The organism is Streptomyces sp. NPDC003691, assembly GCF_053981115.1.
In genome coordinates this window covers 1-19,302 of record NZ_JBSFNQ010000087.1, presented here as the reverse complement: position 1 = coordinate 19,302, position 19,302 = coordinate 1, and the positions used below count along the sequence as shown (strand labels likewise).

The following is a 19,302-nucleotide window of genomic DNA, read 5'->3' as shown; positions in this document are numbered from 1 at the left end:
GGTCGGCAGAGGCATCCCGGCCCGCCCGAGCTCGGCGACCTGGTCGTCGGCCTCTCCGCCACGGTTGTGGCGCAGACGCGCGCCGGAGGGCCGACGGCGTCGCTCGGCCACACTGTGAAACGCCCGAGCAGGTCAGCGGGCCAGCAGCTCCCGCAGGGCCGCCGCGATCTCGTCGGGGGCCTCCTCGGCCATGAAATGTCCCGATCGGGTCAATCGGTGGTCCAGGTCCGGGGCCCAGGCCCGCCACACCCCGGCGGCGTCGTAGCCGAGCTGTGCGCCCCAGTCCTGCTGGACGACCGTGACGGGCATGGCCAGCTGAGACCCGGCGTCCAGGTCCGCCTGGTCGTGGAGGACATCGATGCCCGCCGAGGCCCGGAAGTCCGCGACGACCGACGGCACCGCCGCCGCGCTCGCCCGCAGATACTCGGTCCGTACCTCCTCCGGTATCGCGGCCGGGTCGTTCGCCCAGGCGTCGAGGAACGAGCCGAAGAAGGAGTCGGCGCTGTTGGCGATCAGTGTCTCCGGCAGGCCGGGCGGCTGCGCCATGAGGAAGAGGTGGTAGCCGACTGCCGCCGGGACGCCGTGCAGGACGTTCCACATGTCGAGCGTCGGTACGGTGTCGAGGATGCCCAGGTGGGTGATGGTCTCCGGGTGGTCGAGACCCGCCCGGAAGGCGACCAGGGCGCCCCGGTCGTGCCCGGCGAGGGCGAAGCGGTCGTGCCCGAGCGCCGCCGCCAGGGCAACGGTGTCGGCGGCCATGGCGCGCTTGGCGTACACCTCGGGTCCGGTGGCCGCAGGCTTGTCGCTGGCGCCGTAGCCCCGCAGGTCGGGGCAGATCACCGTGTGCTCCCCGGCGAGCCGCTCGGCGACGTGCCGCCACATCAGATGGGTCTGGGGAAAACCGTGCAGCAGCACGAGCGGGCTGCCGCTGCCGCCGACGGCGACCGCCAGCTTCGTACCGTCCGCGCCGGGCAGGAAAAGGTGCTCGAAGCCGGGAATGGTGCCGGAAATGGCGAGTGTCATGACAGGCCGTCCTTTCGAGTGGGGGACCGACCGGATCAGCCTGGGCGAGGGCGATCAGCAACCGATCAGTACGGTTGGGCCCGGCCGCCCCCCGGCACCGAGGATGGGGACATGCGAATCGACGTGCTCGGCGCCGTGCGGGCCCTCCGCGACGACAACAGCCCGATTGATCTGGGCGGACCCCGCCATCGCGAGGTACTCGCCCGGCTCGTCGCCGCCGAGGGACGGATGGTCACCACCGACACCCTGGTCGACGACCTGTGGACCGATCCGCCGGCCCGCGCCGTGGGCGCCCTGCGCACGTTCGTCGCCGCCCTGCGCCGCGCCCTCGAACCCGACCGGCCGCCCCGCAGCCCGCCGCACGTCATCGTCACCGAAGGCCCCGGCTACGTCCTGCGCCTGCCGCGCGAGGACGTGGACGTCCACCGGTTCCAGGACACCCTGGCCCGGGCCCGCCGCGACCCCGGCGCACCCGGTGCGGTGACCGGTCTCGGTACGGCACTCGCGGCCTGGCGCGGGCCCGCCTACGCCGATGTGCCCGACTCCCCCTGGGCGCTGCGCGAGCGGATCCGGCTGGAGGAACTGCGGCTGGAGGGCGTGGAACTGCATGCCCGTATGCTCCTCGACTCCGGGGAAGGGGCCGGTCTCGTCGCCGAACTGGGCGCTCATGTGGCCGAGCATCCATGGCGCGAGCCGGCCTGGGGACTGCTGGCCCGCGCGCTGCACCGGGCGGGCCGCCGGGCCGACGCGCTGGCCACCCTCCGCCGCGCCCGCACGATGCTCGTCGATCAGCTCGGGCTGGACCCCGGTTCCGGCCTTCAGCGCCTGGAGCGGGACATCCTCAGCGGATCTGCGCCCCCCGAAGGCGTATCGGCCGGGTGGGCCGGTACGAGTGTCCGGCTCGGCCCGCGCACCACCGTGACGCTGGCCCGCACACTCGCGCTGGCGGGCGGTGACGCCCTCGTCCACTCACGGCGCGACCGCCTCGCCGCCGTCCGGGCGGCGGAACGCACCGGAGACCCCTCCCTGACCGCCCGCGTCATCGGCGCCTACGACGTACCCGCCCTCTGGAGCCGGGCCGACGATCCCGGGCAGTCCCGTGCCGTCGTCGCGGCCGCCGAGCGCACCCTCACCGCGCTCGGCCCCGACGGCCCCGACGATCTGCGCGCCCGCCTCCTGGCTACCATCGCCGTCGAGAGCCGCAGCGCCGATCTGTCCGCGAGCGGGCTGAGACGCGCGCACGAGGCGGCCCGGCAGGCCGAGGCCCTGGCACGGCACCTGGCCGACCCCGCCCTGTTGGCCTTCGCCCTCAACGGGGTGTTCCTGCAGTCCTTCACCCGCCCCGGGCTCGCGGCGGTACGGGACGGGACCGGCGCCGCGATCCTCGGCCTGGCAACCCGGCACGAGCTGCCGGACTTCGCCGTACTCGGCCGGCTCATCCGTCTGCAGTCCGCTTCGGCCCTCGGTGACCTGGACGCCGCGACCTCGCACGCCGACGCGGCCGACCGGCTGGCCGCCGCCAACGAGGCACCCCTCGTCCCCGTCCTCACCGGGTGGTTCAGGGCCCGGGCCGCGGCCGCCCGCAGCACCGAACCCGGCGGACCCGCCGCCGCCACGGCGGCAGCGCACTACCGCGCGGCCGAGGACGCCCTCCGCACGGCCGGAATGCCCGGACTGCACCGCGGTCTGTTCCCGCTCGCCCTGCTGGGACTGCGCCTGCTGCACGACCGGCCCGCGCCCACCGACCCGCGTCTCGACTGGGGTCCGTACCTGCCCTGGGTACGGCCCCTCGTACTGCTCGCCCAGGACCGCGCCGACGAGGCCCGTACCGCCCTCGCCGACGCCCCCGAACCGCCGCACGACCATCTCCAGGAGGCCCTGTGGTGCCTGACCGCCCGCGCGGCCGCCCGCCTCGGCGACCGCGAAGCCGCCGCCCGCGCCGCGGACGTCCTGCGCGGCGCCCGTGCGGAACACGCCGGCGCCGCGAGCGGAATGCTGACCATGGGACCGGTGGCGCGGTACCTGGCGGAGGCGCAGGCATGCGGGCCCCGGTGAGCCCGGCCTCGGGAGTGGGCGGGCCGTTGACCTCGACGCCGGTTGTGTTGATGTGCGTCGGACCCTCTGGCAGGGTGACGCTGCAAACCGGGCGGGGACTTCTCTCTTGAGCCGGACCGACGACCCGGTGTCGGTCGGGACGCGGCCGCAGTCTTCGAACGGGAGGGCCCCATGCTGGAGCAGGTCGCCGAGGGTGTACTGATCCACCGGAGTGAGCTGCTCGAGAACAACACCGTCGTCGTGTGCGGCAGGGACGGCGTGCTGCTCGTGGACGCCGGGATCACCGGCGCCGAAATGACCTGCCTGGCGAACGACCTTCGTGAGCTGGGCCGGCCCGTGGCGGCAGGCTTCTCCACGCATCCTGATTGGGATCACGTGCTCTGGCATGCCGAACTCGGCGAAGCGCCTCGTTACGGCACGGCCCGCTGCGCCGCCTTCATGCAGGACGTGTTGTCGAACGAGGACTGGAAGGCCGACGTAGTGGAGGGGCTGCCGCCGGAAATCGCCGACGACACGCCGCTGGCCTCGTACGGCCTCATCACCGGTCTGCCCGCTGGAACCGCGCGGCTTCCCTGGGACGGCCCCACGGTGCGGATCATGGAGCATTCGGCGCACGCTCCGGGCCATGCGGCGCTGTTGATCGAGGAACGCCGAGTTCTGATCGCCGGCGACATGCTCTCCGATGTCTTCGTTCCCATGCTCGACCACACCGGCAACCCGATTGAGGACTATCTCGCCGGGCTGGGAGTGCTCGAGGCCGTGGTGGACGACGTCGATGTCCTCATCCCCGGACACGGAGCCGTCGCCAGGGGCGAGGAGATACACGCAAGGATCGAACGGGACCGGGCGTACGTGGCGGACCTGCGTGACGCCCGGGTATCCGGCGACCCGCGGGTCGTATCGCCCAAGCCCGGCTGGGAGTGGGCGAGCGGCATTCACGAAGGGCAGGTCCGAAGCCTCGCCCGGGGGACCGGGTGATCCTCTTCGGCGGCTGCCGGAGCCGTACCGGGGGCAGGCAGCCGCCCTCGACACGGTGATCAGTCCTGGAGGCGCAGCAGTCCGCGCTCGTACGCCGTGACCAGTCGTTGCGGAACCAGACGGGAGACTCCGTCGACCGTGATCGGGACGAGCTGCGGGGTGGCGGCCTTCCACCGGGCGCGGCGGTGCCGGGTGTTGCTGCGGGACGTCTTCCGCTTGGGTACGGCCATGGTGTTCTCCTGTGTGCTGTTGGTGGGGCGGGAGCCCGTGCCGGCCGTCGGCGGGGAGCGGCACGGGGGCTCTGCGGGCTCGGTCGCGTGATGCCCCCTACCGGGCCCTGCTGCGGTAGGGGAGGAGGGCCATTTCGCGGGCGTTCTTGACGGCGGCGGCGATCTGGCGCTGCTGCTGGGCGCTGATCCGGGTGACGCGGCGGCTGCGGATCTTCCCGCGGTCGGAGATGAACTTCCTCAGCAGGTCGGTGTCCTTGTAGTCGATGTGGGTGATCCCGGCCGCGTCCAGGGGGTTGGGGCGGGACCTCGGCGGCTTGTGGGGGTTCTGCGGGCGTGCCATCTGTCGGTGTCCTCGGTGGTGTCCGTGTATCAGGGGGTGGGGAGGAGGGAGTCGAAAGCGGTGGGGAGGGCCTTCCAGGCCGCGGGGCCCGCCGCGTACTCGGCGTCGGTCAGCAGGCAGGACTCCAGGAGCTGTTCCAGGCCCCGGCGGTCGAGGCCCGGGGAGGTGAAGACGAGGTGCTGGCAGCGGTCACCGTGCTCCGGGTGCCAGTCGAGCGAGGCCGCCGCCCTCCGCATCGGCGGGATCATCTCCCAGGCGGCGTCGGGCAGGGAGGCCAGCCACGGCCCGGCGTGCTCCACGCACAGGGCGCCGCCGGCGGCATCCCAGGAGAGCAGGGTGTCGGGGCGGTCGGCGAGCCAGAACCGGCCCCGGCTCCGGGCCGCCGCGCAGCACAGGTCCTCCAGCGCCTCGTACAGACGTCCGGGGTGGAAGGGGCGGTGGCGGTGCCAGCCGAAGGTGGTGACTCCGGCCTCGTCCGCGTCCTGGGGCAGGAGCGCGCAGGCCGGGTGCTGGGCGGCGGCCGCTGCCTCCACGTCGAAGCCGGCGAAGGCGAGGGCGGCGAGTTCGCCGGATCCGGCGTCCACCCGTCGAGCGGTCGGGTGGAGCTGGGCGAGCAGCGCGCGGTCCTCGTCGTCGGCTTCCCGGCTGTCCACCAGGGCGAGGACGGGGGCGTATTCGAGCTGACGGGCCCAGGTGTCGCCGACCGTGCGTTGATCGGCGGAGCCTGTGGCGAGGCCGGCCTCCGCCAGGTCGTCGCCGTTGGCGAGACAGGGCAGCACGAGGGCGGGGTCCACCGCCGTGATGACGCCGGTGAGGTCGAATACGCCGGCCCCGTGTGCGGCGATGACCTCGGCCATCGCCCTGGGCTCGACGGAGTCCCACAGTTCGACGACGGCCAGCCGGGTCCGGCCGCCGTCGGCCAGCCGTTCCAGCTCGGGTACCAGGTCCTCGCGCAGCGCGCAGCAGGCACAGCCGTTGACCAGGGGCGTCTCACCGCGTGACAGCTCGCCGGTCGCGTCGCGCACGACGCGCCGGACGGTGCCCTCGGGCGCCGTGGACAGGTCGTGGTGGAGGGCCGTGCTGCCGGGCACGGCGCGAAGCAGCCGTTCCACCACCTCGCGGCGGGCGTCGGAGTGGAGCCCGCCGACGATGACGACGGGGAGGGTCACTTGCGGCCTCCGTAGCGGCGTTCGAAGCGCTCGACGCGGCCGGCGGTGTCCAGCACACGGGCGGTGCCCGTGTAGAAGGGGTGGCTGACGTCGGAGATCTCCACGTCGACCACCGGGTAGGTGTTGCCGTCCTCCCAGTCGATGGTCTTGTCGCTCGTCATGGTCGAGCGGGTGAGGAAGGCGTGACCGGCGGCCTTGTCGCGGAAGACGACGGGGCCGTAGGCGGGGTGGATGCCGGGCTTCACGGCGGGCTCCTTCGGGTGGGAGGGGGTGAGGTCAGCGCTCTTCGCGGAAGTCGACGTGGCGGCGGGCCACCGGGTCGTACTTCCGCAGCACCATGCGGTCCGGGTCGTTCCGCCGGTTCTTGCGGGTGACGTAGGTGTAGCCGGTTCCGGCGGTGGAGCGGAGCTTGATGATCGGACGTACTTCGTTGCGGGCCATGCGGGTACTATACGGTAATGGAAATCATTTCCAATAACTCCGTGGAGAGAGCAGGTGACCACGTGTCCGCCCACTGTCAGCTGACCGGCGCCGAGCCGGGCTTCGGCAACACGATTTCCCACTCCCACCGGCGAAGTTCGCGTCGCTTCGACCCCAACATCCAGCGCAAGCGCTACTGGCTGCCCGGTGAGGGTCGTTATGTTCGCCTCACGCTGAGCGTGAAGGCGATCAAGACGGTCGACGTGATCGGTATCGAGGCCGCGGTGGCCCGGATCCGGGCCCGGGGGGTGAAGGTCTGATGGCGAAGAAGAGCAAGATCGCCCAGAACGAGAAGCGCAAGGCGGTGGTCGCGCGGTACGCGGCCCGGCGGGCCGAGCTGAAGGAGATCATCCGCAGACCGTCCTCGACGGAGGAGCGGCGCGCCGAAGCCCTGACGGAACTTCGCGGGCAGCCCCGCGACGCGAGCGCCACCCGGGTGCGCAACCGCGACGGCGTCGACGGCCGACCCCGCGGACACCTCCGGAAGTTCGGACTCTCCCGGGTCCGGATGCGCGAGCAGGCACACGCCGGATTCCTTCCCGGCGTCACCAAATCCTCCTGGTAGCAGGGCAGCCGGAGGAGCCCGCCCCGGCGGCCCGCTCACCGCCCTGCGCTGCGGCGGGGCGGCGAGCCCCCTCCGGGAAGAGGGGAACGGGCCGCCCTGTGCGGCCCCATGACGGCTTGTTCCACATCGCCCACGACGGTGACCCGGCCACCGTCGCCGGGATCGGGATCGGGCAGGATCGATTCCGGGTCCACGAGGTAGACCTCGTGACCATCCAGCGTGAGCCGACGCACGACCTCCAGCAACATGCGCCGTGCCACGTCATCGATCGAATAGACCATCGTGAGGTCCAGGGCCACCCGGGCTTCCCCGGGGGCGGTGTTCACGACTTCCCGGACGACCCTCTCGGCTCCGGCAAAACCGATCCCGCCTTGCAGTTGGAGGACCCGGACCGCATTCGGGCCGCTGCCGACGACATCGCTGGACCGCACGATGGCACGTGCGGCGGCCGGGACCTCCATCACATGCAGCCCCATATCGGAGGAGAACCTACCGAAAAGTGACACTCCGCGGACGCTGTTCCCGTGGGCGTCCAGCCGTGGTGAGAACGTGGCGATGCCGATCTGGCCGGGGAGCGCGCCGATCAAGCCCCCGGCCACGCCACTCTTCGCCGGAATGCCGACCTGGGTCGCCCAGTCGCCGGCCGCGTCGTACATTCCGCAGGTGGACATGACGCTCAGCACCTGCCGCACTACCGGTTCGCGAACCACTCGCTCGCCCGAGAGGGGATTCACGCCGCGATTGGCCAGGGTCGCGGCCATCATCGCCAGGTCCCGCGCGGTGACAAGCACGGAGCACTGGCGGGTGTAGCCCTCGACGACGGCTCTGGGGTCCTCGGTGAGAATGTCGTAGCCGCGGAGCATGTACGCGATGGCGAGATTGCGGTACGCGTGCTCCATCTCCGACACACACACCGCCTCGTCAACGCTCAGCCCACGCCCGGCGAACGCCGAGAGCCCGCGGACCACGCGCTCCACGCGTTCCGCAGGATTCATGCCTTCCTCACCGGCCAGCGAGTGGACGGTGATCGCACCGGCGTTGATCATGGGATTGAAAGGGCGCCCGGTATCCCTTTCGAGGGAGATCCGGTTGAACGCCTCTCCCGACGGCTCGACACCGACTCTGGCGAGCACCGGATCGAAGCCGCGATCGGCCAGTGCCAGCGCGTACGCGAACGGCTTGGAGATCGATTGGATCGTGAACTCGGTATCGATGTCACCGGCACCGTAGACCTCGCCGTCAACGGTCGCGAAGACCGCACCGAGGCGCTCCGGATCCGCGGCCGCAAGCTCGGGGATGTAGTCTGCCGGCTCTCCGGACCTGTCCGACTCGACATCTCCGAGGGCCTCTGCCAGATAGTCGGGAATGACCGACCGCATGAGTCCTCCTCCAAGCCTCGGCCCGCCCCCATCGTCCGCCTTGGCCGCTGTCTCGGCGACCTGAACCGCCCCCGGTACGTCACCGGCGCGCACACGGTGTTCCGCCGTGACCGGGGCCGCCGCGGGGAGGCCGGTCGACCCCCGGCGCCGCGGTAGCCGGGTATGAACCGGGGACCCGGTAGTGCCGGGGCGCTCGGTGCCCCCGGCGGGCCGCCGGTCCGGATGCCCCTCCGTGCCGGAGGGCGGGCCCGCAGTTCTGCTACCCGAGGCTGGACAGGTCGGGGCCGGAGCCGGTCCGGGTGGCCCCGCCCTTGATTCCGGCGGTGCCACCCGGCGCCCCTTCACCGTCAGTAGACCGCCGCGCCGTAGACGGCGAGTACTTCCGGTAGCGGCTGGAAGAAGGTCGTACCGCCCGTGGCGCAGGTGCCGCTGCCGGCCGAGGCGATGCCCAGACCGGTGGACCCGGCGTACAGCGGTCCGCCGCTGTCACCGGCGGCCGAGCAGATATTGGTCCTGGCCAGACCGTAGATGGAACCACTGCCGTGGGCCACCGTCCAGTTCAGACCGGTGACCTGGCCGCAGCGGCGGCCGCTGGTGCTGCCGCTGAAGCAGACCGGCTGGCCCACCGTCGGATTGGCCGCGGTGGTGATGTCCTGGACGGTGCCGTTGTAGAGGTTGACACTGCCCAGGGCGTCCTGCGGCGGCTGGAGATAGCGGACCATCCCGAAGTCGTTTCCGGGATAGTCCTTGCGGACGGCCTGACCCCATGGCGGATCGGGCGGCGGCCACGGGCCGCGCCGGTCGTAGATGTAGTGGCCGATGTCGATGCAGTGCCCGGCAATGATCACGTACCAGCCGCTGCCGATACGGACGTTGAACCCGAAGGTGCACGGCCCGGCGAGGGTCTGGTACCCGTCCCCGCCGAACGGGCCGCGTGCGTCCAGCCGGCCCGGAGTGCGTTCCACCCGCAGGGCATCCGAGTGAGGTCCGGTCACCCGCCGGAGCTGCGCCAGCCGGGCCGCGGTCACGGTGTCGTCCGCCAGCACCCGTACGACGCCGGCCTTGCGGTCGACCGCCCAGGCGATGCCGGTGATCCCGGAGCCGTCCAGGGCCCGGTCCGCCGCGGCCAGCTGTGCCGTGCTGAAAGAGGCCGGGGCGGCGTCGCGGGCCACGGCCGCCGGGCCGGTGAGGACGGTGCCGGCCAGCAGCCCCGTCACGGCGGCGAACAGCCGCCACCGCCCGGGTTTTCCGCTGCGGGAATGTGTGCGCTCAGGTGCCATGGGGTTTCTCCAGCCGTGGTGACGAGGAGCATCAGGAAGGAGGGAGCGATGGAACGTGGAGAGCGGCACGTGCCGAAGGGCACGGCGCGGCCGGGCCCGGTTCGGGCGATCTTGTCGGGCCCGCGAAAATCACCCGGACCGGACCTCGGGGCGCGCCGGTGCGGGAACGCGGAGCCGCATTCCCGTACCGGACCCACCGTCCCATCACGGGACCCGTGTCCATAGGTCGCTTCCGGTCAGGCTGACCGGGCGTCCAGGCGGCAGCGGACGAAGTCCCGGGCGGCGGGGGCGCCACGAACGGCTCCTCCCAGGCGCGGTCGCCGAGCCGTGGGACGGAGCCGGTACCGGTGCCCGCCCCCGATCTCCTCCGCGCTCGCCGGACGGTCGCCCCATCCGGCGCGGGCGATCAGGCCGTACCAGTCGGGCAGGGCGCCGTGCGGCAGACGGCGGTGTACCAGCTGTCCCGGGAAGGGGAGCGGGCCGTTCCCGAAGCCCTGCGGCCAGTGACTTCCCTCTTGACATCGATAACGTCATTATTTGAATAATGACGTTATCAAATCTGTCTCCGACGGGAGTGGGTCATGGTCAAGAAGCCGGGCACCGACGGGGCCGCAGGCCGCCCCGGACGGAAGTCGCACCGACGCACGTTCCTCCGCGCCGCCGGAACACTGGGCGCGGCCGCGGCCGGCGCGTCCGTCACAGGACTGGCGCCAGGTCCCCGCCCCGCCGGGCCGGACCGGGAAGCCCTGATCCCGGACATTCACCGCTATCCGACGCTGAGTGAACTGCACCGCGGGATCCGGGCCGTGGAGCGCGACCATCCGCGGCGGACCGAACTGCGCACCGTGGGGACGTCACGGGAAGGGCGGGAGCTTCTGATGATCTCCGTCGGCACGGGGCGGAACAACGCCCTGGTACTCGGCGGCCCCCATCCGAACGAACCCACCGGATTCCTCACCGCGCTCCACCTTGCGCGCCTGGCGGCCCACCGTCCCGAACTCGCCGAAGGGCTCGACACGACCTGGCACATCGTTCCCTGTATGGACCCCGACGCCATGCGACGGGGAGAGGGCTGGTACGGCGGCCCGCACACCATCCGGAACTACTACGGCAAGTTCTACCGCCCCGCCTTCCGGAACCAGGTGGAGTGGACGTTTCCCGTCGAAGGGGGATTCGACGGCCCGCTCCCGGAGACACGACACCTGATGGCGGTGATCGACGAACTGAAGCCGAAGCTCGTCTACACCCTGCACAGCTCCGACTTCACGGGTTTTCACTTCATGATGAACCGGCATGTGCCGGAACTGGTGTCGGGGATCGAACGGGCCATCGAGAAGCGCGGCTTTCCGTTCCACTGCGCCCCGGCCGACGGTGAGGCGACTCCTCTCGGCAGGGGGTCCTTCCTGCTGGGCGTGCCCGGGACCCCCGCCCCCGGCGACCAGCTGGTGCCCGGCGCGTCCAGCTTCCAGTACGCCGCCGCACGGCACGGATCGCTGGGCGTCCTGCCGGAGACGCCCATGTGGTACTCGCCCCGGTTCGGACAGACCAGCGGCAGCGGCCACCGCTACGCCCGGCTGCTCGGCCGGGCGGCGGACCGGCTCGAACACGATGCGGAGATCCTGGCGGAGGCTGTCCGGCGGACGAGCGACCGTTTCCCGGCGGATGATCCCTACGCCGCCGCGGTCGCCGAGAACCTGCTGTTCGCCGAGCGGGTCGCCCGGGCCTACCGCAGGGCGGCCGCGGAACCGGCCGCCGACCGGGAGGCGACGGTGGCGGAGCAGGCCGACCTCCGCTGGACGGCCTACACGTTTCCCCTGCGGGCCGGCGGCATGCTGCTCCAGCTCGTGGCGGGCCCCGGGGGCGGTGCCCGGAGCACGCCGAAGCGGCTGAGGACATGGTTCGTCAGCCGGTGCGCACAGATGGAGCGGGACTTCCCCGGCCCCGCCATCCCCCTGCGCGACCTCACGGCGCTACAGATCGACGTGGCGTTCACCGCCGCCCGGTGCCTGTAGCCTCGGCGCGGGTGCCAACCGGTGGTCACCCCGTACGACGTCCGGACAGCGGGGAACCTCATGCGCCGCACTCGCGCCGAACAGCGGGAGCACAACCGTCGCGGGCTGCTGGCGTCGGCCCGGCACCTTCTCGCGACGCAGGGCACGAACGTCCCCGTCGACACCATCGCCGCGGCCGCGGGCCTGACCACCGGTGCCGTCTACTCCATCTTCGGCAGCAAGCGCGATCTGATCCTCGCGGTCATCGAGGAAGGCGTTCACGAGCAGGTCGCGGACATCGAACGGCTCGGGGAGAACGATGCCTCCCTTCCCGTGCTCCTCGGCACGTACGCCCGCCGGGTCGCCGCCGGAGCCGGCGACGGCTTCGCCGAGGAAGTCCGGCTGGAGGTCCTGCTGGTGCTGCTCTGCCTCGACGACGAGTTCTTCCGCCGGGAGTCCCTGCGGTTGCAGCACCTGCAACGGGACGCCCTGGTCTCCCTCCTGACCGGCCGCCCCGTCGCGGACGGCCCGGCACCGCGCCGGGTCGGCGGGGACGAGGCCGCTCTGATCGCCACCGCCTTGCTGGCCCTCGGTAGCGGTTTTCTGCTGCGCGGTATCCCGGGCAACCGGGTGGAAGAGGAGTCCCTGGTCCGCGCTTGTACGAACCTGGTCCATCTCGTCGACGACGGGGCCGCCACGCGCGAACCCGGGAGCGGGCCGCGAGCCGCGGGATAGCGGCCGGACCCGCCCGCCCGGTCCGGCCCCGTTCATGATCTACTGGCGAGGACCGGCCGTACCGCCCGTGCCGTCCGCCGGGTCGGCCGGGACCACGGCCGCCCGCGGGCCCGGGACGGCAGACCGCGGCAGGGGCTACGACGGGAGTGGTTGACCGGCATGTTCGGAATCCAGAGGCAGCGTGACGATTCCCCGGGCGAGCGGGCCAGAGGCGGGGGCAAGGAACTCGTCCTGCCGTCCGCCGACCCCGCCGAGCGTGCGGACGCGCTGAACTGGCTCCGGGAGCACGCGGGTCACTATCTGGACTCCGGGGCCCTCGCCGACCGTGAGGACCTGCGCCGGTGACCCCCGCCGAGCGGCCCGCCCCGCGCTATCTGGCCCATACCTCGCTGGTCTGGCGGCTGTTCTTCGGTACGGTCGGCGAGCCCTGGCCCGAGCGGGTCGCCGCGGGACTCGTGACCATCTGCCCCGTGGCCCACGCCGAACTCCGCCACGGGCTGCGCCCCGGCGTGCGGCCCGAGCCCTTCCATCTGGCGCTCGACCGGGCCTTCGGCTCGGTCCCCATGAAGCACTTCGACAAGCAGCCCGAAGCCGTCGACGTACTGAAGCGGCTGCGCGCACTCGGCGTCGGACAGCCGCCCTCCCTGATGGACGTCGTGACCGCGCTCACCGCACGGGACCACGGTCTGACCCTGGTGCACACCGACGAACGTTTCGAGGCCATCGGCCGGGTGTGCCCGGACCTCTCCCAGGTCCGGGTGGCGGCCGAACGCCCGCCGCGCCCCGCGCCCGCCCCGCACACCGGCCGGCGGCGGGGCTTCTGGCGCAGCCTGCTGGACGACTGACCCCGGAGCGTTACCGCCCCGGGGCCGGGCCCGGTCAGTTGCAGGTGGCCAGCAGGATGGACACGACGGTGCAGGTCGCCGAGGCGCTGTCGTTCGCCGGGTTGGAGTCGGTGGGCGCGGACGCCGTCCTGGTGCCGGTGACCTTCACCGAGCCGAGGGACAGCAGATGCAGCGGTACGCGGAAGGTCTTGCTCGTACCGGCTCCCGGCGGGACGGCACCGTAGGCGCAGGTGACGCTGCCGGTCGTGGTGGTGCATCCGGGTGAGAGATGGGTCGCGGTGGCACCGGGCGGCAGGGCCGCGGTGACGGTGGCCGTGGTCACCGCGTCCGGTCCCAGGTCACGGACGGTCAGTGTGTAGGTGAGATAGGGGACCAGGATGCCCAGGCTCGGCCGGGCGGTGACATCGACGTCGATGTCCGCGGCGGCCGCGGCGGCCGGGGTGAACGCGACGGCGTAGGGGCCGCTCCCGACGGTGACGGTGGCCGTCACCGTGTTGGTGGCCGTGTCGATGACCGACGCGGTGCCGCTCTGGCTGTTGGCGACGTACAGTTCGGCGCCGTCGGGGGTCACCGCGGCGCCGATCGGGGTGGAGCCGACCCCGACGGTCGCGGTGACGGTGTTCGTCGAAGTGTCGATCACGGAGGTGCTGTTGCCGCCGATATTGGTCGCGTAGACCCGGGATCCGTCGGGGGACACCGCGGCGCCGAAGGGCGTGTTCCCGACCGGGACGGTGGTGGTCACCGTGTTGGCCGAGGTATCGATCACGGTGACCACGCCCGCGTTCTGCGAACTGGCGTAGAGCCTGGCGCCGTCGGGGCTCACCGCGAGGCCGTTGGGTCTGGACACGGCGACGGTGGCGGTGACGGCGTTGGTGGACGTGTCGATGACCGAGACCCCGGCGCCGCTGCTGACATAGACACGGCCCCCGCCCGGGGCCGCCGCCGCGCTGTTCGGCAGCGCGCCGACGGGAACGGTGGTGGTGACGGCGTTCGTGGAGGTGTCGATCACCGACACCGATGCCGACAGGAAGTTGGCGACGTAGACACTGCCGCCGTCGGGGGTCACGGTCACGCCGAACGGGCCGTCGCCGACGGGGACGGTGGCCGTGACCGTGTTGGTCGAGGTGTCGATCACCGACACCGTACCGGCGCCGCGGTTGGTGACGTAGGCCCGCCCGCCGTCCGGGGTCACCGCCACTCCCGAGGGCCTGTCGCCCACGGCGACGGTCGCGGTCACCGTGTCGGTGGAGGTGTCCACGACCGACACATTGTCCGACTCGCTGTTGGCGATGTACGCCACCGGGGCGGCCGCGAGCGCCGGGGCGGCGGACGGAGCGGCGGCGGACGGGGCGGCCGCGGCCACGAATCCCGAGCAGAGCAGTGCGCCGGTGGCCAGCAGCGCCGTCAGCGGCCGGCGTATCACGGCACGCGGCACCGGTCGTAAGGCGGAGCGTGAATGCATGATGGCGGTGTTCCCCTTCTCTGATCCGCCCGCGACGGCGGGGACCGGCCGGCCCCCGGAAACCGTGGCGGGGCGGGTCGGCCGCCACGGGCCGCGCCGCGGGCGCCGGTGACCGGGATCCGGGCCGTACGGCCCCGGCCCGATCAGCGCCCCGGGGCGGCCCGCGACGGTCCGGACATGCCCGACGGCCGATGCGGCGCAGAGCCCGCATCAGCGCGTTCAGCATGGCACCGGCGTGCCGCGCGCCGGGGCGGATTCGCCAACATCAGTACCGGAACCGGAACCGGAACCGAAACCGGCCGTCGTGCCGTGGTCCACCCGGTGGCCGGTGGCCGGTGGCCGGTGGCCGGTGGCCGTGTTCGGGGCGGCTGCCGTGGTCCCGGGCCGCCCGCGGCCGGGCCGTACCTCAGCGGGCCGCTGCCGCGCCGGGGGTGCGGGATGCCCGCCGTGGGCCCGGCACCGGCCGCCCGGCCGGGGGAAGGCCCGCGGCCTTCGGCGGCGTCACCGCCCGGCGGGAGACGCCGGACGCCGGTGCGGCGGCGCCGAACGCGGCGCGGTAGCTCCGGGGGGAGACCCCGGTCCGGCGGGTGAAGTGCTGGCGGAAGGTCGACGGGGAGCCGAAGCCGGTCTCGTCCGCGATGCGTTCCACGGGAATCGCGGTGGTCTCCAGGAGTTCCCGGGCGCGTTGCACGCGGGCCGTCAGCAGCCACTGCAGCGGAGTGGTTCCGGTCTGGGCGCGGAAGTGGCGGTTCAGGCTGCGAACGCTCATCGCGGCATGGCGCGCGATGTCCTCCAGGGTGAGATCGTGGTGGAGCCGGGACTCCAGCCAGTGCAGGGTGGGCTGCAGGGTCGTGTCCCGGCCGCCGGGAGCGGGGTGCTCGATGTACTGGCTCTGGCCTCCGTCGCGCTGGAGGGGCATAACGGTATGGCGGGCGGTGGTGGCGGCCAGCGCGGCGCCCAGGTCGCGGCGGACCAGGTGGAGACAGAGGTCGAGAGCGGCGGCGACACCCGCCGAGGTGATCAGCGAGCCGTTGTCGATGTAGAGGCTGCCGCGGTCGACGTCGACGGCGGGGTGACGGCGGGCGAGTTCGGCGGCGTGCTGCCAGTGGGTGGTGGCGCGGTGTCCGTCGAGCAGACCGGTGGCGGCCAGGGTGAAGGCGCCGACACAGACGGATGCGAGCCGGGCCCCGCGCCCGGCCGCGTCGCGGAGCGCTCCGAGTACGGCGGGGGAGGGCGGCTTCAGAAAGTCGGCATGGCCCGGGATCATCACGGTGTCGGCATCGCCGAGACCGTCCAGCCCCCACGGCGTGCTCATCCGGAGCCCGCCGAACACCGCGGCCCCGGCCGCTCTCCGGCCGGGCGCGCAGACCCGTATCTCGTAATGCTCCCGGCCCGCCGCCTCGTTGGCGGTGCCGAAGATCTGCCCGGGTACGGACAGCTCGAACGGAACGACGCCGTCGAGTGCCAGGATCGCCACAACAGTCATGGCCGGAACCTAGCGGACAGGACTGTTACGGCCACCGGGAGGGGTGCCTTCAGCCCCCTGTGGTCGATCCGGGCCTGACGATCATCAGCACGGTGACGGTGGCCCAGAGCAGATTGAAGACACCCGTGAGCATCGCCAGCCGGGCACCGGCGCGGGGGTCGCCCGCGGCGGTGCCCTCGGTGCCCGGCGTCGCGGCGCCGACCGCTTCCAGCGCGTCCTCCTGCTGCGGGAGGAGGAGGACGACGAGGACGGCCGCCGCGCAGGCGGTGAGCACCATGGAGATGATCAGCCAGGCGCTGCCCAGCACGCCGAGGCTCTGCCCGGTGGCGAATCCGAAGACCGGCACCGCGATACCCACGGCCGCGTACACCCGGCAGATCCGGTGCAGGGTCCGCAGCGTCGCCAGGGGAGCCGGTGTGCCGGGGGCGGCCCGCGCCTCGCGCAGCACCTTCGGGAACATGCTCGCCGCAATGGTCACCGGGCCGACCGCCAGGATGGCGGCCAGGACATGGAGGGAGAGGAAGAACTTGGTCACAGGAGGTACTCCGGTCGGCGGGGCGGCGCCGTGCGCGGCCCGGTCCATCGGGATGCCGCCGGCCGGAGCCGTACCGCGGCTCCGGCGGGCGGGTGCATTCGCGTGCGGTCGGTGGGTTCGCGGGCGGGCGGCGGAGCCCGCCCGGTGACCCCTGGTGCGCCGGGCCGTCCGGTACGCGGGACGGCGGCGGTACGGCCGGATGGCACCGCCGTCCCGCCGGTACGGCCGGATGGCGCCGCCACGGTCAGATGACGGCGGGCACCATGCCCTCCGCCCGCCAGACCAGGCCCTGGCGGTCGTGCCCCAGCAGCTTCTCCGCGGACCGCGCCACCCGTGGCCCGTAGCTCCGCTCCAGCAGATGGATGCCCAGGTCGATGCCGGAGACCAGGCCCGAAGCGGTGACCAGGTCCCCGTCGTCGACCACCCGTGCGTCCACCGCCCGGACCCCCTCGGCTTCCAGCAGCTTCAGATCGTCCCGGTTCCAGGTGTGGTGAAGTGTCGCGTGGCGTCCCCGGATCAGCCCGGACACGGCGAGCATCAGCGATCCGGCGCAGACCGTCGCCACCGTGGTGTCCGGCCGTTCGACGGCCTCCTTCAGCAGCGCGGGCAGTCCGGTGCCGAGGGCGCGCTCCACATGGCGGGCGATGCTGTCCGCCCGCTGCGCGATGTCCGCATCGTCGGGGGCGTCGATCCGCCCCGCCGCGCCCGGCACCACGATCAGATCCGCCCGCTCCGGCGAGAGCAGCCCGGACGCGCGCACCGTCAGCGGAGGCGTACCGCTGGGAACGTCCCGGGGGCCCTCCGCCGTGACGGTCTCCACCGTGAGGTCGCCGTTGGTCAGCAACCCGCCCGCGAAGAGCACCTCATAGGGCCCCAGGGCGTCCAGGGGGTCGAATCCGTCGAAGAGAACAACCTGCGCCAGCATGCCGCACCGCTCCTTGTCCTTGTGGGTACCGGGAAGCCTGATGCCGCAAAGCTACGGCGGTCCGCCGGGCCCGGGCAGTGGCAAAAGTGCCCCTCTCCCGTGGGATCCGGCCAGCAGGGGCCGGTGCCCGGCGGGGCGCTCCGCGGACCCCGTGGTGTAGCCAGGTACCGGGGGAAGAGTGGTACGCGCCCCGTGGCCGGCGGCGCCCCGCGCTCCTAGCGTGGGGACCATGAAGAAGCTCACGTCAGCAACCGCTCTGGCCCTCACCCTCGCCACGGTCATGACGACCGCGGGGCACACCGCGGTCGCCTCCCCCTCCTCCGGAGAGGACCCTCTCGACCGGTTCCGGAATCAGGCCGTCAAGTGGACGGAGTGCGCCGACACCTCGCTCGCCGCGAGCGGCACCGAGTGCGCCCGCATCACCGTTCCGCTCGACTACGCCGAGCCGGAGGGCCGCACCATCGAGGTCGCGATCTCGCGCATCGAGGCGTCGGATCCGGCGAAGCGGCGCGGCATCATCCAGAGCAACCCCGGCGGGCCCGGCGGGCGGGGGCTGTCCCTGCCCGCACAGATCAGGGCGAAGATGACGCCCGAGGTGGCCGCGGCGTACGACGTGATCGGAATGGACACCCGGGGGCTCGGCGAGAGCACCCCCGTGGACTGCGGGCTGAACCGCGGGACCTGGCTGTACGCGCCCGGGCCCGGCCGGGCCGGATTCGACGAGTCCGTACGGCTCGCCCGCGAGGACGCCCGCACGTGCGCGGAGAAGTACCCCGGCGTGCTGCCCCATCTCTCGACCCGCAATATCGCCCGCGACGTGGACATCGTCCGCAGTGCGCTGGGCGAGCGGAAGACCTCCTGGTTCGGCCAGTCCTACGGAACGGTCCTGGGCGCGGTCTACGCCCAGATGTTCCCCCGGAACATCGACCGCCTGGTCCTGGACAGCGCGGCCGGACCCGCCGACTACCACAGCATCGAGATGGTCCGGAAGATGGGGCCCGCCAACGAGAAGGCGCTCGACGACTTCGCCCGCTGGGCGGCGCCCCGCCACCGGGAGTACCGGCTCGGCACCACGGCCGCCGCGGTGCGCGCCACCGTCGAGGAGCTGATCCGGCGCGCCGGCGACCGGCCCATCCGGATCGACGGACACCGAGTCACCCGGCACGAACTGCCGTTCGTCCTCTTCGGCGTCCTCACCGACGACATCGCCGACGCCGAGGCCGCCCGTACGCTGCGCGTCCTGCTGGACGCCGCCGCCGGAAAGCCGGTCACCGTCCCCGACACCCTGAAGCTCTTCCTGGACATGATCTTCGACGCCCGGGGGTCGGGACGGGCGGCCGACTACGCCGCCCAGCTCGCGGTCATCTGCGCCGACGCGGTCGTGCCGCGCGACCCCGGGTACTACTGGAAGGCCGTCGAGCGGTCCCGGAAGTCCCAGCCCGTCTTCGGCCCCATGATGAACGCGCCGCTGCCCTGCGCCTTCTGGAAGGAGCAGCCGCGCGAGCGGCCGACGAAAATCGACAACAAGGTGCCGGCCCTCCAGATCCAGGCGACCGGGGACACCCGCACCACCTACGAGTCGGGGCTCCAGCTCCACCGGGCGATGCGCGGCTCGAAGCTGGTGACGGTGCCCGCCCGGGCCCACGCGCTCCACCTCTACTACCCCAACGATTGCGTCAACCGGACCGTCAACGACTATCTGCTGAAGGGCACCCTGCCCGCGCGGAACACCGTCTGCGCCTCCTGAACCATCACGTCCTTGGGGCCGACGATCCACCCCACCCGCCAGCCGGTCATGGCGTACGTCTTCGCCACCCCGTTCAC

21 protein-coding genes and 1 pseudogene are annotated in these 19,302 nt (G+C 72.6%); 9 read left to right on the top strand and 13 right to left on the bottom strand.

Annotation, left to right across the window (positions count from 1 at the left end):
• Positions 1 to 132: 132 nt before the first annotated feature.
• Positions 133 to 1,023 (bottom strand): alpha/beta fold hydrolase, encoded by an 891-nt coding sequence (locus tag ACWDR0_RS28820; protein WP_456354719.1) that lies wholly within the window; start codon positions 1,021 to 1,023, stop codon positions 133 to 135.
• Between the two features lie 111 nt (positions 1,024 to 1,134).
• Between ACWDR0_RS28820 and ACWDR0_RS28815 the strand changes: the two genes are divergently transcribed.
• Both ACWDR0_RS28815 and ACWDR0_RS28810 read left to right on the top strand, forming a co-directional pair.
• Positions 1,135 to 3,078: a BTAD domain-containing putative transcriptional regulator gene (locus tag ACWDR0_RS28815; RefSeq protein WP_456354718.1), complete on the top strand. Its 1,944-nt coding sequence runs from the start codon at positions 1,135 to 1,137 to the stop codon at positions 3,076 to 3,078.
• A gap of 171 nt (positions 3,079 to 3,249) precedes the next feature.
• Positions 3,250 to 4,056, top strand: coding sequence for an MBL fold metallo-hydrolase (locus tag ACWDR0_RS28810; protein WP_456354717.1), 807 nt, complete (start codon positions 3,250 to 3,252; stop codon positions 4,054 to 4,056).
• Between the two features lie 59 nt (positions 4,057 to 4,115).
• Here ACWDR0_RS28810 and rpmF read toward each other — a convergent pair whose 3' ends face one another.
• From rpmF to rpmG, 5 genes are all read right to left on the bottom strand, one after another.
• On the bottom strand, positions 4,116 to 4,286 hold the full coding sequence (rpmF, locus tag ACWDR0_RS28805; RefSeq protein ID WP_456354716.1) for a 50S ribosomal protein L32: 171 nt from the start codon (positions 4,284 to 4,286) through the stop codon (positions 4,116 to 4,118).
• A gap of 97 nt (positions 4,287 to 4,383) precedes the next feature.
• Positions 4,384 to 4,626 (bottom strand): 30S ribosomal protein S18, encoded by a 243-nt coding sequence (gene rpsR, locus ACWDR0_RS28800; protein WP_456354715.1) that lies wholly within the window; start codon positions 4,624 to 4,626, stop codon positions 4,384 to 4,386.
• Between the two features lie 29 nt (positions 4,627 to 4,655).
• Positions 4,656 to 5,795 carry a CobW family GTP-binding protein gene (locus ACWDR0_RS28795; RefSeq protein ID WP_456354714.1) on the bottom strand — a complete coding sequence of 380 codons (1,140 nt, stop codon included), beginning with the start codon at positions 5,793 to 5,795 and terminating at the stop codon, positions 4,656 to 4,658.
• On the bottom strand, positions 5,792 to 6,040 hold the full coding sequence (locus ACWDR0_RS28790) for a type B 50S ribosomal protein L31 (protein ID WP_456354713.1): 249 nt from the start codon (positions 6,038 to 6,040) through the stop codon (positions 5,792 to 5,794). The genes ACWDR0_RS28795 and ACWDR0_RS28790 overlap by 4 nt, the downstream gene beginning before the upstream one ends.
• Before the next feature lie 31 nt (positions 6,041 to 6,071).
• Positions 6,072 to 6,236, bottom strand: a complete 165-nt coding sequence (rpmG, locus tag ACWDR0_RS28785; RefSeq protein WP_269726976.1) for a 50S ribosomal protein L33 — start codon at positions 6,234 to 6,236, stop codon at positions 6,072 to 6,074.
• A gap of 62 nt (positions 6,237 to 6,298) precedes the next feature.
• On the opposite strand from rpmG, the gene rpmB reads away from it, so the two are divergent.
• Positions 6,299 to 6,535 carry a 50S ribosomal protein L28 gene (gene rpmB / locus ACWDR0_RS28780; RefSeq protein ID WP_456354712.1) on the top strand — a complete coding sequence of 79 codons (237 nt, stop codon included), beginning with the start codon at positions 6,299 to 6,301 and terminating at the stop codon, positions 6,533 to 6,535.
• Positions 6,535 to 6,840 carry a 30S ribosomal protein S14 gene (gene rpsN, locus ACWDR0_RS28775; protein ID WP_456354711.1) on the top strand — a complete coding sequence of 102 codons (306 nt, stop codon included), beginning with the start codon at positions 6,535 to 6,537 and terminating at the stop codon, positions 6,838 to 6,840. Before rpmB ends, rpsN begins: the two co-directional genes overlap by 1 nt.
• A 35-nt stretch (positions 6,841 to 6,875) precedes the next feature.
• Here rpsN and ACWDR0_RS28770 read toward each other — a convergent pair whose 3' ends face one another.
• Entirely contained in the window at positions 6,876 to 8,219 is a 1,344-nt protein-coding gene (locus ACWDR0_RS28770) for a glutaminase (RefSeq protein WP_456354710.1), read from the bottom strand.
• A 347-nt stretch (positions 8,220 to 8,566) separates the two neighbouring features.
• A complete protein-coding gene (locus tag ACWDR0_RS28765) occupies positions 8,567 to 9,499 on the bottom strand; it encodes a S1 family peptidase (protein ID WP_456354709.1) in 933 nt (310 codons plus the stop codon).
• A 581-nt stretch (positions 9,500 to 10,080) separates the two neighbouring features.
• On the opposite strand from ACWDR0_RS28765, the gene ACWDR0_RS28760 reads away from it, so the two are divergent.
• The 4 genes from ACWDR0_RS28760 to ACWDR0_RS28745 all read left to right on the top strand — a co-directional run bounded on the left by ACWDR0_RS28760 (position 10,081) and on the right by ACWDR0_RS28745 (position 13,070).
• On the top strand, positions 10,081 to 11,511 hold the full coding sequence (locus ACWDR0_RS28760) for a M14 family zinc carboxypeptidase (RefSeq protein ID WP_456354708.1): 1,431 nt from the start codon (positions 10,081 to 10,083) through the stop codon (positions 11,509 to 11,511).
• A gap of 60 nt (positions 11,512 to 11,571) precedes the next feature.
• The gene (locus ACWDR0_RS28755) at positions 11,572 to 12,225 is read left to right on the top strand and encodes a TetR/AcrR family transcriptional regulator (RefSeq protein WP_456354707.1); all 654 of its coding nucleotides are present in this window, start codon (positions 11,572 to 11,574) and stop codon (positions 12,223 to 12,225) included.
• 159 nt (positions 12,226 to 12,384) lie between these two features.
• The gene (locus ACWDR0_RS28750) at positions 12,385 to 12,570 is read left to right on the top strand and encodes a hypothetical protein (protein ID WP_456354706.1); all 186 of its coding nucleotides are present in this window, start codon (positions 12,385 to 12,387) and stop codon (positions 12,568 to 12,570) included.
• Positions 12,567 to 13,070, top strand: a complete 504-nt coding sequence (locus ACWDR0_RS28745) for a VapC toxin family PIN domain ribonuclease (RefSeq protein WP_456354705.1) — start codon at positions 12,567 to 12,569, stop codon at positions 13,068 to 13,070. The genes ACWDR0_RS28750 and ACWDR0_RS28745 overlap by 4 nt, the downstream gene beginning before the upstream one ends.
• A gap of 34 nt (positions 13,071 to 13,104) precedes the next feature.
• Here the strand turns inward: ACWDR0_RS28745 and ACWDR0_RS28740 are convergent, their stop codons facing one another.
• The 4 genes from ACWDR0_RS28740 to ACWDR0_RS28725 all read right to left on the bottom strand — a co-directional run bounded on the left by ACWDR0_RS28740 (position 13,105) and on the right by ACWDR0_RS28725 (position 17,478).
• Positions 13,105 to 14,532, bottom strand: a complete 1,428-nt coding sequence (locus tag ACWDR0_RS28740; RefSeq protein WP_456354704.1) for a YVTN family beta-propeller repeat protein — start codon at positions 14,530 to 14,532, stop codon at positions 13,105 to 13,107.
• Positions 14,533 to 14,938: 406 nt separating this feature from the next.
• Positions 14,939 to 16,018, bottom strand: a complete 1,080-nt coding sequence (locus ACWDR0_RS28735; RefSeq protein WP_456354703.1) for a GlxA family transcriptional regulator — start codon at positions 16,016 to 16,018, stop codon at positions 14,939 to 14,941.
• Between the two features lie 49 nt (positions 16,019 to 16,067).
• Complete coding sequence (locus tag ACWDR0_RS28730; protein ID WP_456354702.1) at positions 16,068 to 16,553, bottom strand: hypothetical protein; 486 nt, start codon at positions 16,551 to 16,553, stop codon at positions 16,068 to 16,070.
• A gap of 244 nt (positions 16,554 to 16,797) precedes the next feature.
• Positions 16,798 to 17,478, bottom strand: coding sequence for a DJ-1/PfpI family protein (locus tag ACWDR0_RS28725; RefSeq protein WP_456354701.1), 681 nt, complete (start codon positions 17,476 to 17,478; stop codon positions 16,798 to 16,800).
• A 229-nt stretch (positions 17,479 to 17,707) separates the two neighbouring features.
• Here ACWDR0_RS28725 and ACWDR0_RS28720 point away from each other — a divergent pair, with 229 nt between their 5' ends.
• A complete protein-coding gene (locus ACWDR0_RS28720) occupies positions 17,708 to 19,225 on the top strand; it encodes an alpha/beta fold hydrolase (RefSeq protein ID WP_456354700.1) in 1,518 nt (505 codons plus the stop codon).
• A 2-nt stretch (positions 19,226 to 19,227) separates the two neighbouring features.
• Here ACWDR0_RS28720 and ACWDR0_RS28715 read toward each other — a convergent pair.
• A pseudogene (locus ACWDR0_RS28715) lies at positions 19,228 to 19,302 on the bottom strand (aminotransferase class I/II-fold pyridoxal phosphate-dependent enzyme); the annotation flags it as partial.

What these genes read in the sequence shown, in the direction of transcription:
- ACWDR0_RS28770 (WP_456354710.1), bottom strand. Translation starts at nt 8,219, where the DNA reads ATGCGGTCGGTCATTCCCGACTATCTGGCAGAGGCCCTCGGAGATGTC.
- ACWDR0_RS28765 (WP_456354709.1), bottom strand. Translation starts at nt 9,499, where the DNA reads ATGGCACCTGAGCGCACACATTCCCGCAGCGGAAAACCCGGGCGGTGG.
- ACWDR0_RS28725 (WP_456354701.1), bottom strand. Translation starts at nt 17,478, where the DNA reads ATGCTGGCGCAGGTTGTTCTCTTCGACGGATTCGACCCCCTGGACGCC.
- rpsN (WP_456354711.1), top strand. Translation starts at nt 6,535, where the DNA reads ATGGCGAAGAAGAGCAAGATCGCCCAGAACGAGAAGCGCAAGGCGGTG.
- ACWDR0_RS28820 (WP_456354719.1), bottom strand. Translation starts at nt 1,023, where the DNA reads ATGACACTCGCCATTTCCGGCACCATTCCCGGCTTCGAGCACCTTTTC.
- ACWDR0_RS28750 (WP_456354706.1), top strand. Translation starts at nt 12,385, where the DNA reads ATGTTCGGAATCCAGAGGCAGCGTGACGATTCCCCGGGCGAGCGGGCC.
- rpmF (WP_456354716.1), bottom strand. Translation starts at nt 4,286, where the DNA reads ATGGCCGTACCCAAGCGGAAGACGTCCCGCAGCAACACCCGGCACCGC.
- ACWDR0_RS28735 (WP_456354703.1), bottom strand. Translation starts at nt 16,018, where the DNA reads ATGACTGTTGTGGCGATCCTGGCACTCGACGGCGTCGTTCCGTTCGAG.
- rpmG (WP_269726976.1), bottom strand. Translation starts at nt 6,236, where the DNA reads ATGGCCCGCAACGAAGTACGTCCGATCATCAAGCTCCGCTCCACCGCC.
- ACWDR0_RS28760 (WP_456354708.1), top strand. Translation starts at nt 10,081, where the DNA reads ATGGTCAAGAAGCCGGGCACCGACGGGGCCGCAGGCCGCCCCGGACGG.
- ACWDR0_RS28755 (WP_456354707.1), top strand. Translation starts at nt 11,572, where the DNA reads ATGCGCCGCACTCGCGCCGAACAGCGGGAGCACAACCGTCGCGGGCTG.
- rpsR (WP_456354715.1), bottom strand. Translation starts at nt 4,626, where the DNA reads ATGGCACGCCCGCAGAACCCCCACAAGCCGCCGAGGTCCCGCCCCAAC.
- ACWDR0_RS28720 (WP_456354700.1), top strand. Translation starts at nt 17,708, where the DNA reads ATGAAGAAGCTCACGTCAGCAACCGCTCTGGCCCTCACCCTCGCCACG.
- ACWDR0_RS28740 (WP_456354704.1), bottom strand. Translation starts at nt 14,532, where the DNA reads ATGCATTCACGCTCCGCCTTACGACCGGTGCCGCGTGCCGTGATACGC.
- ACWDR0_RS28810 (WP_456354717.1), top strand. Translation starts at nt 3,250, where the DNA reads ATGCTGGAGCAGGTCGCCGAGGGTGTACTGATCCACCGGAGTGAGCTG.
- ACWDR0_RS28815 (WP_456354718.1), top strand. Translation starts at nt 1,135, where the DNA reads ATGCGAATCGACGTGCTCGGCGCCGTGCGGGCCCTCCGCGACGACAAC.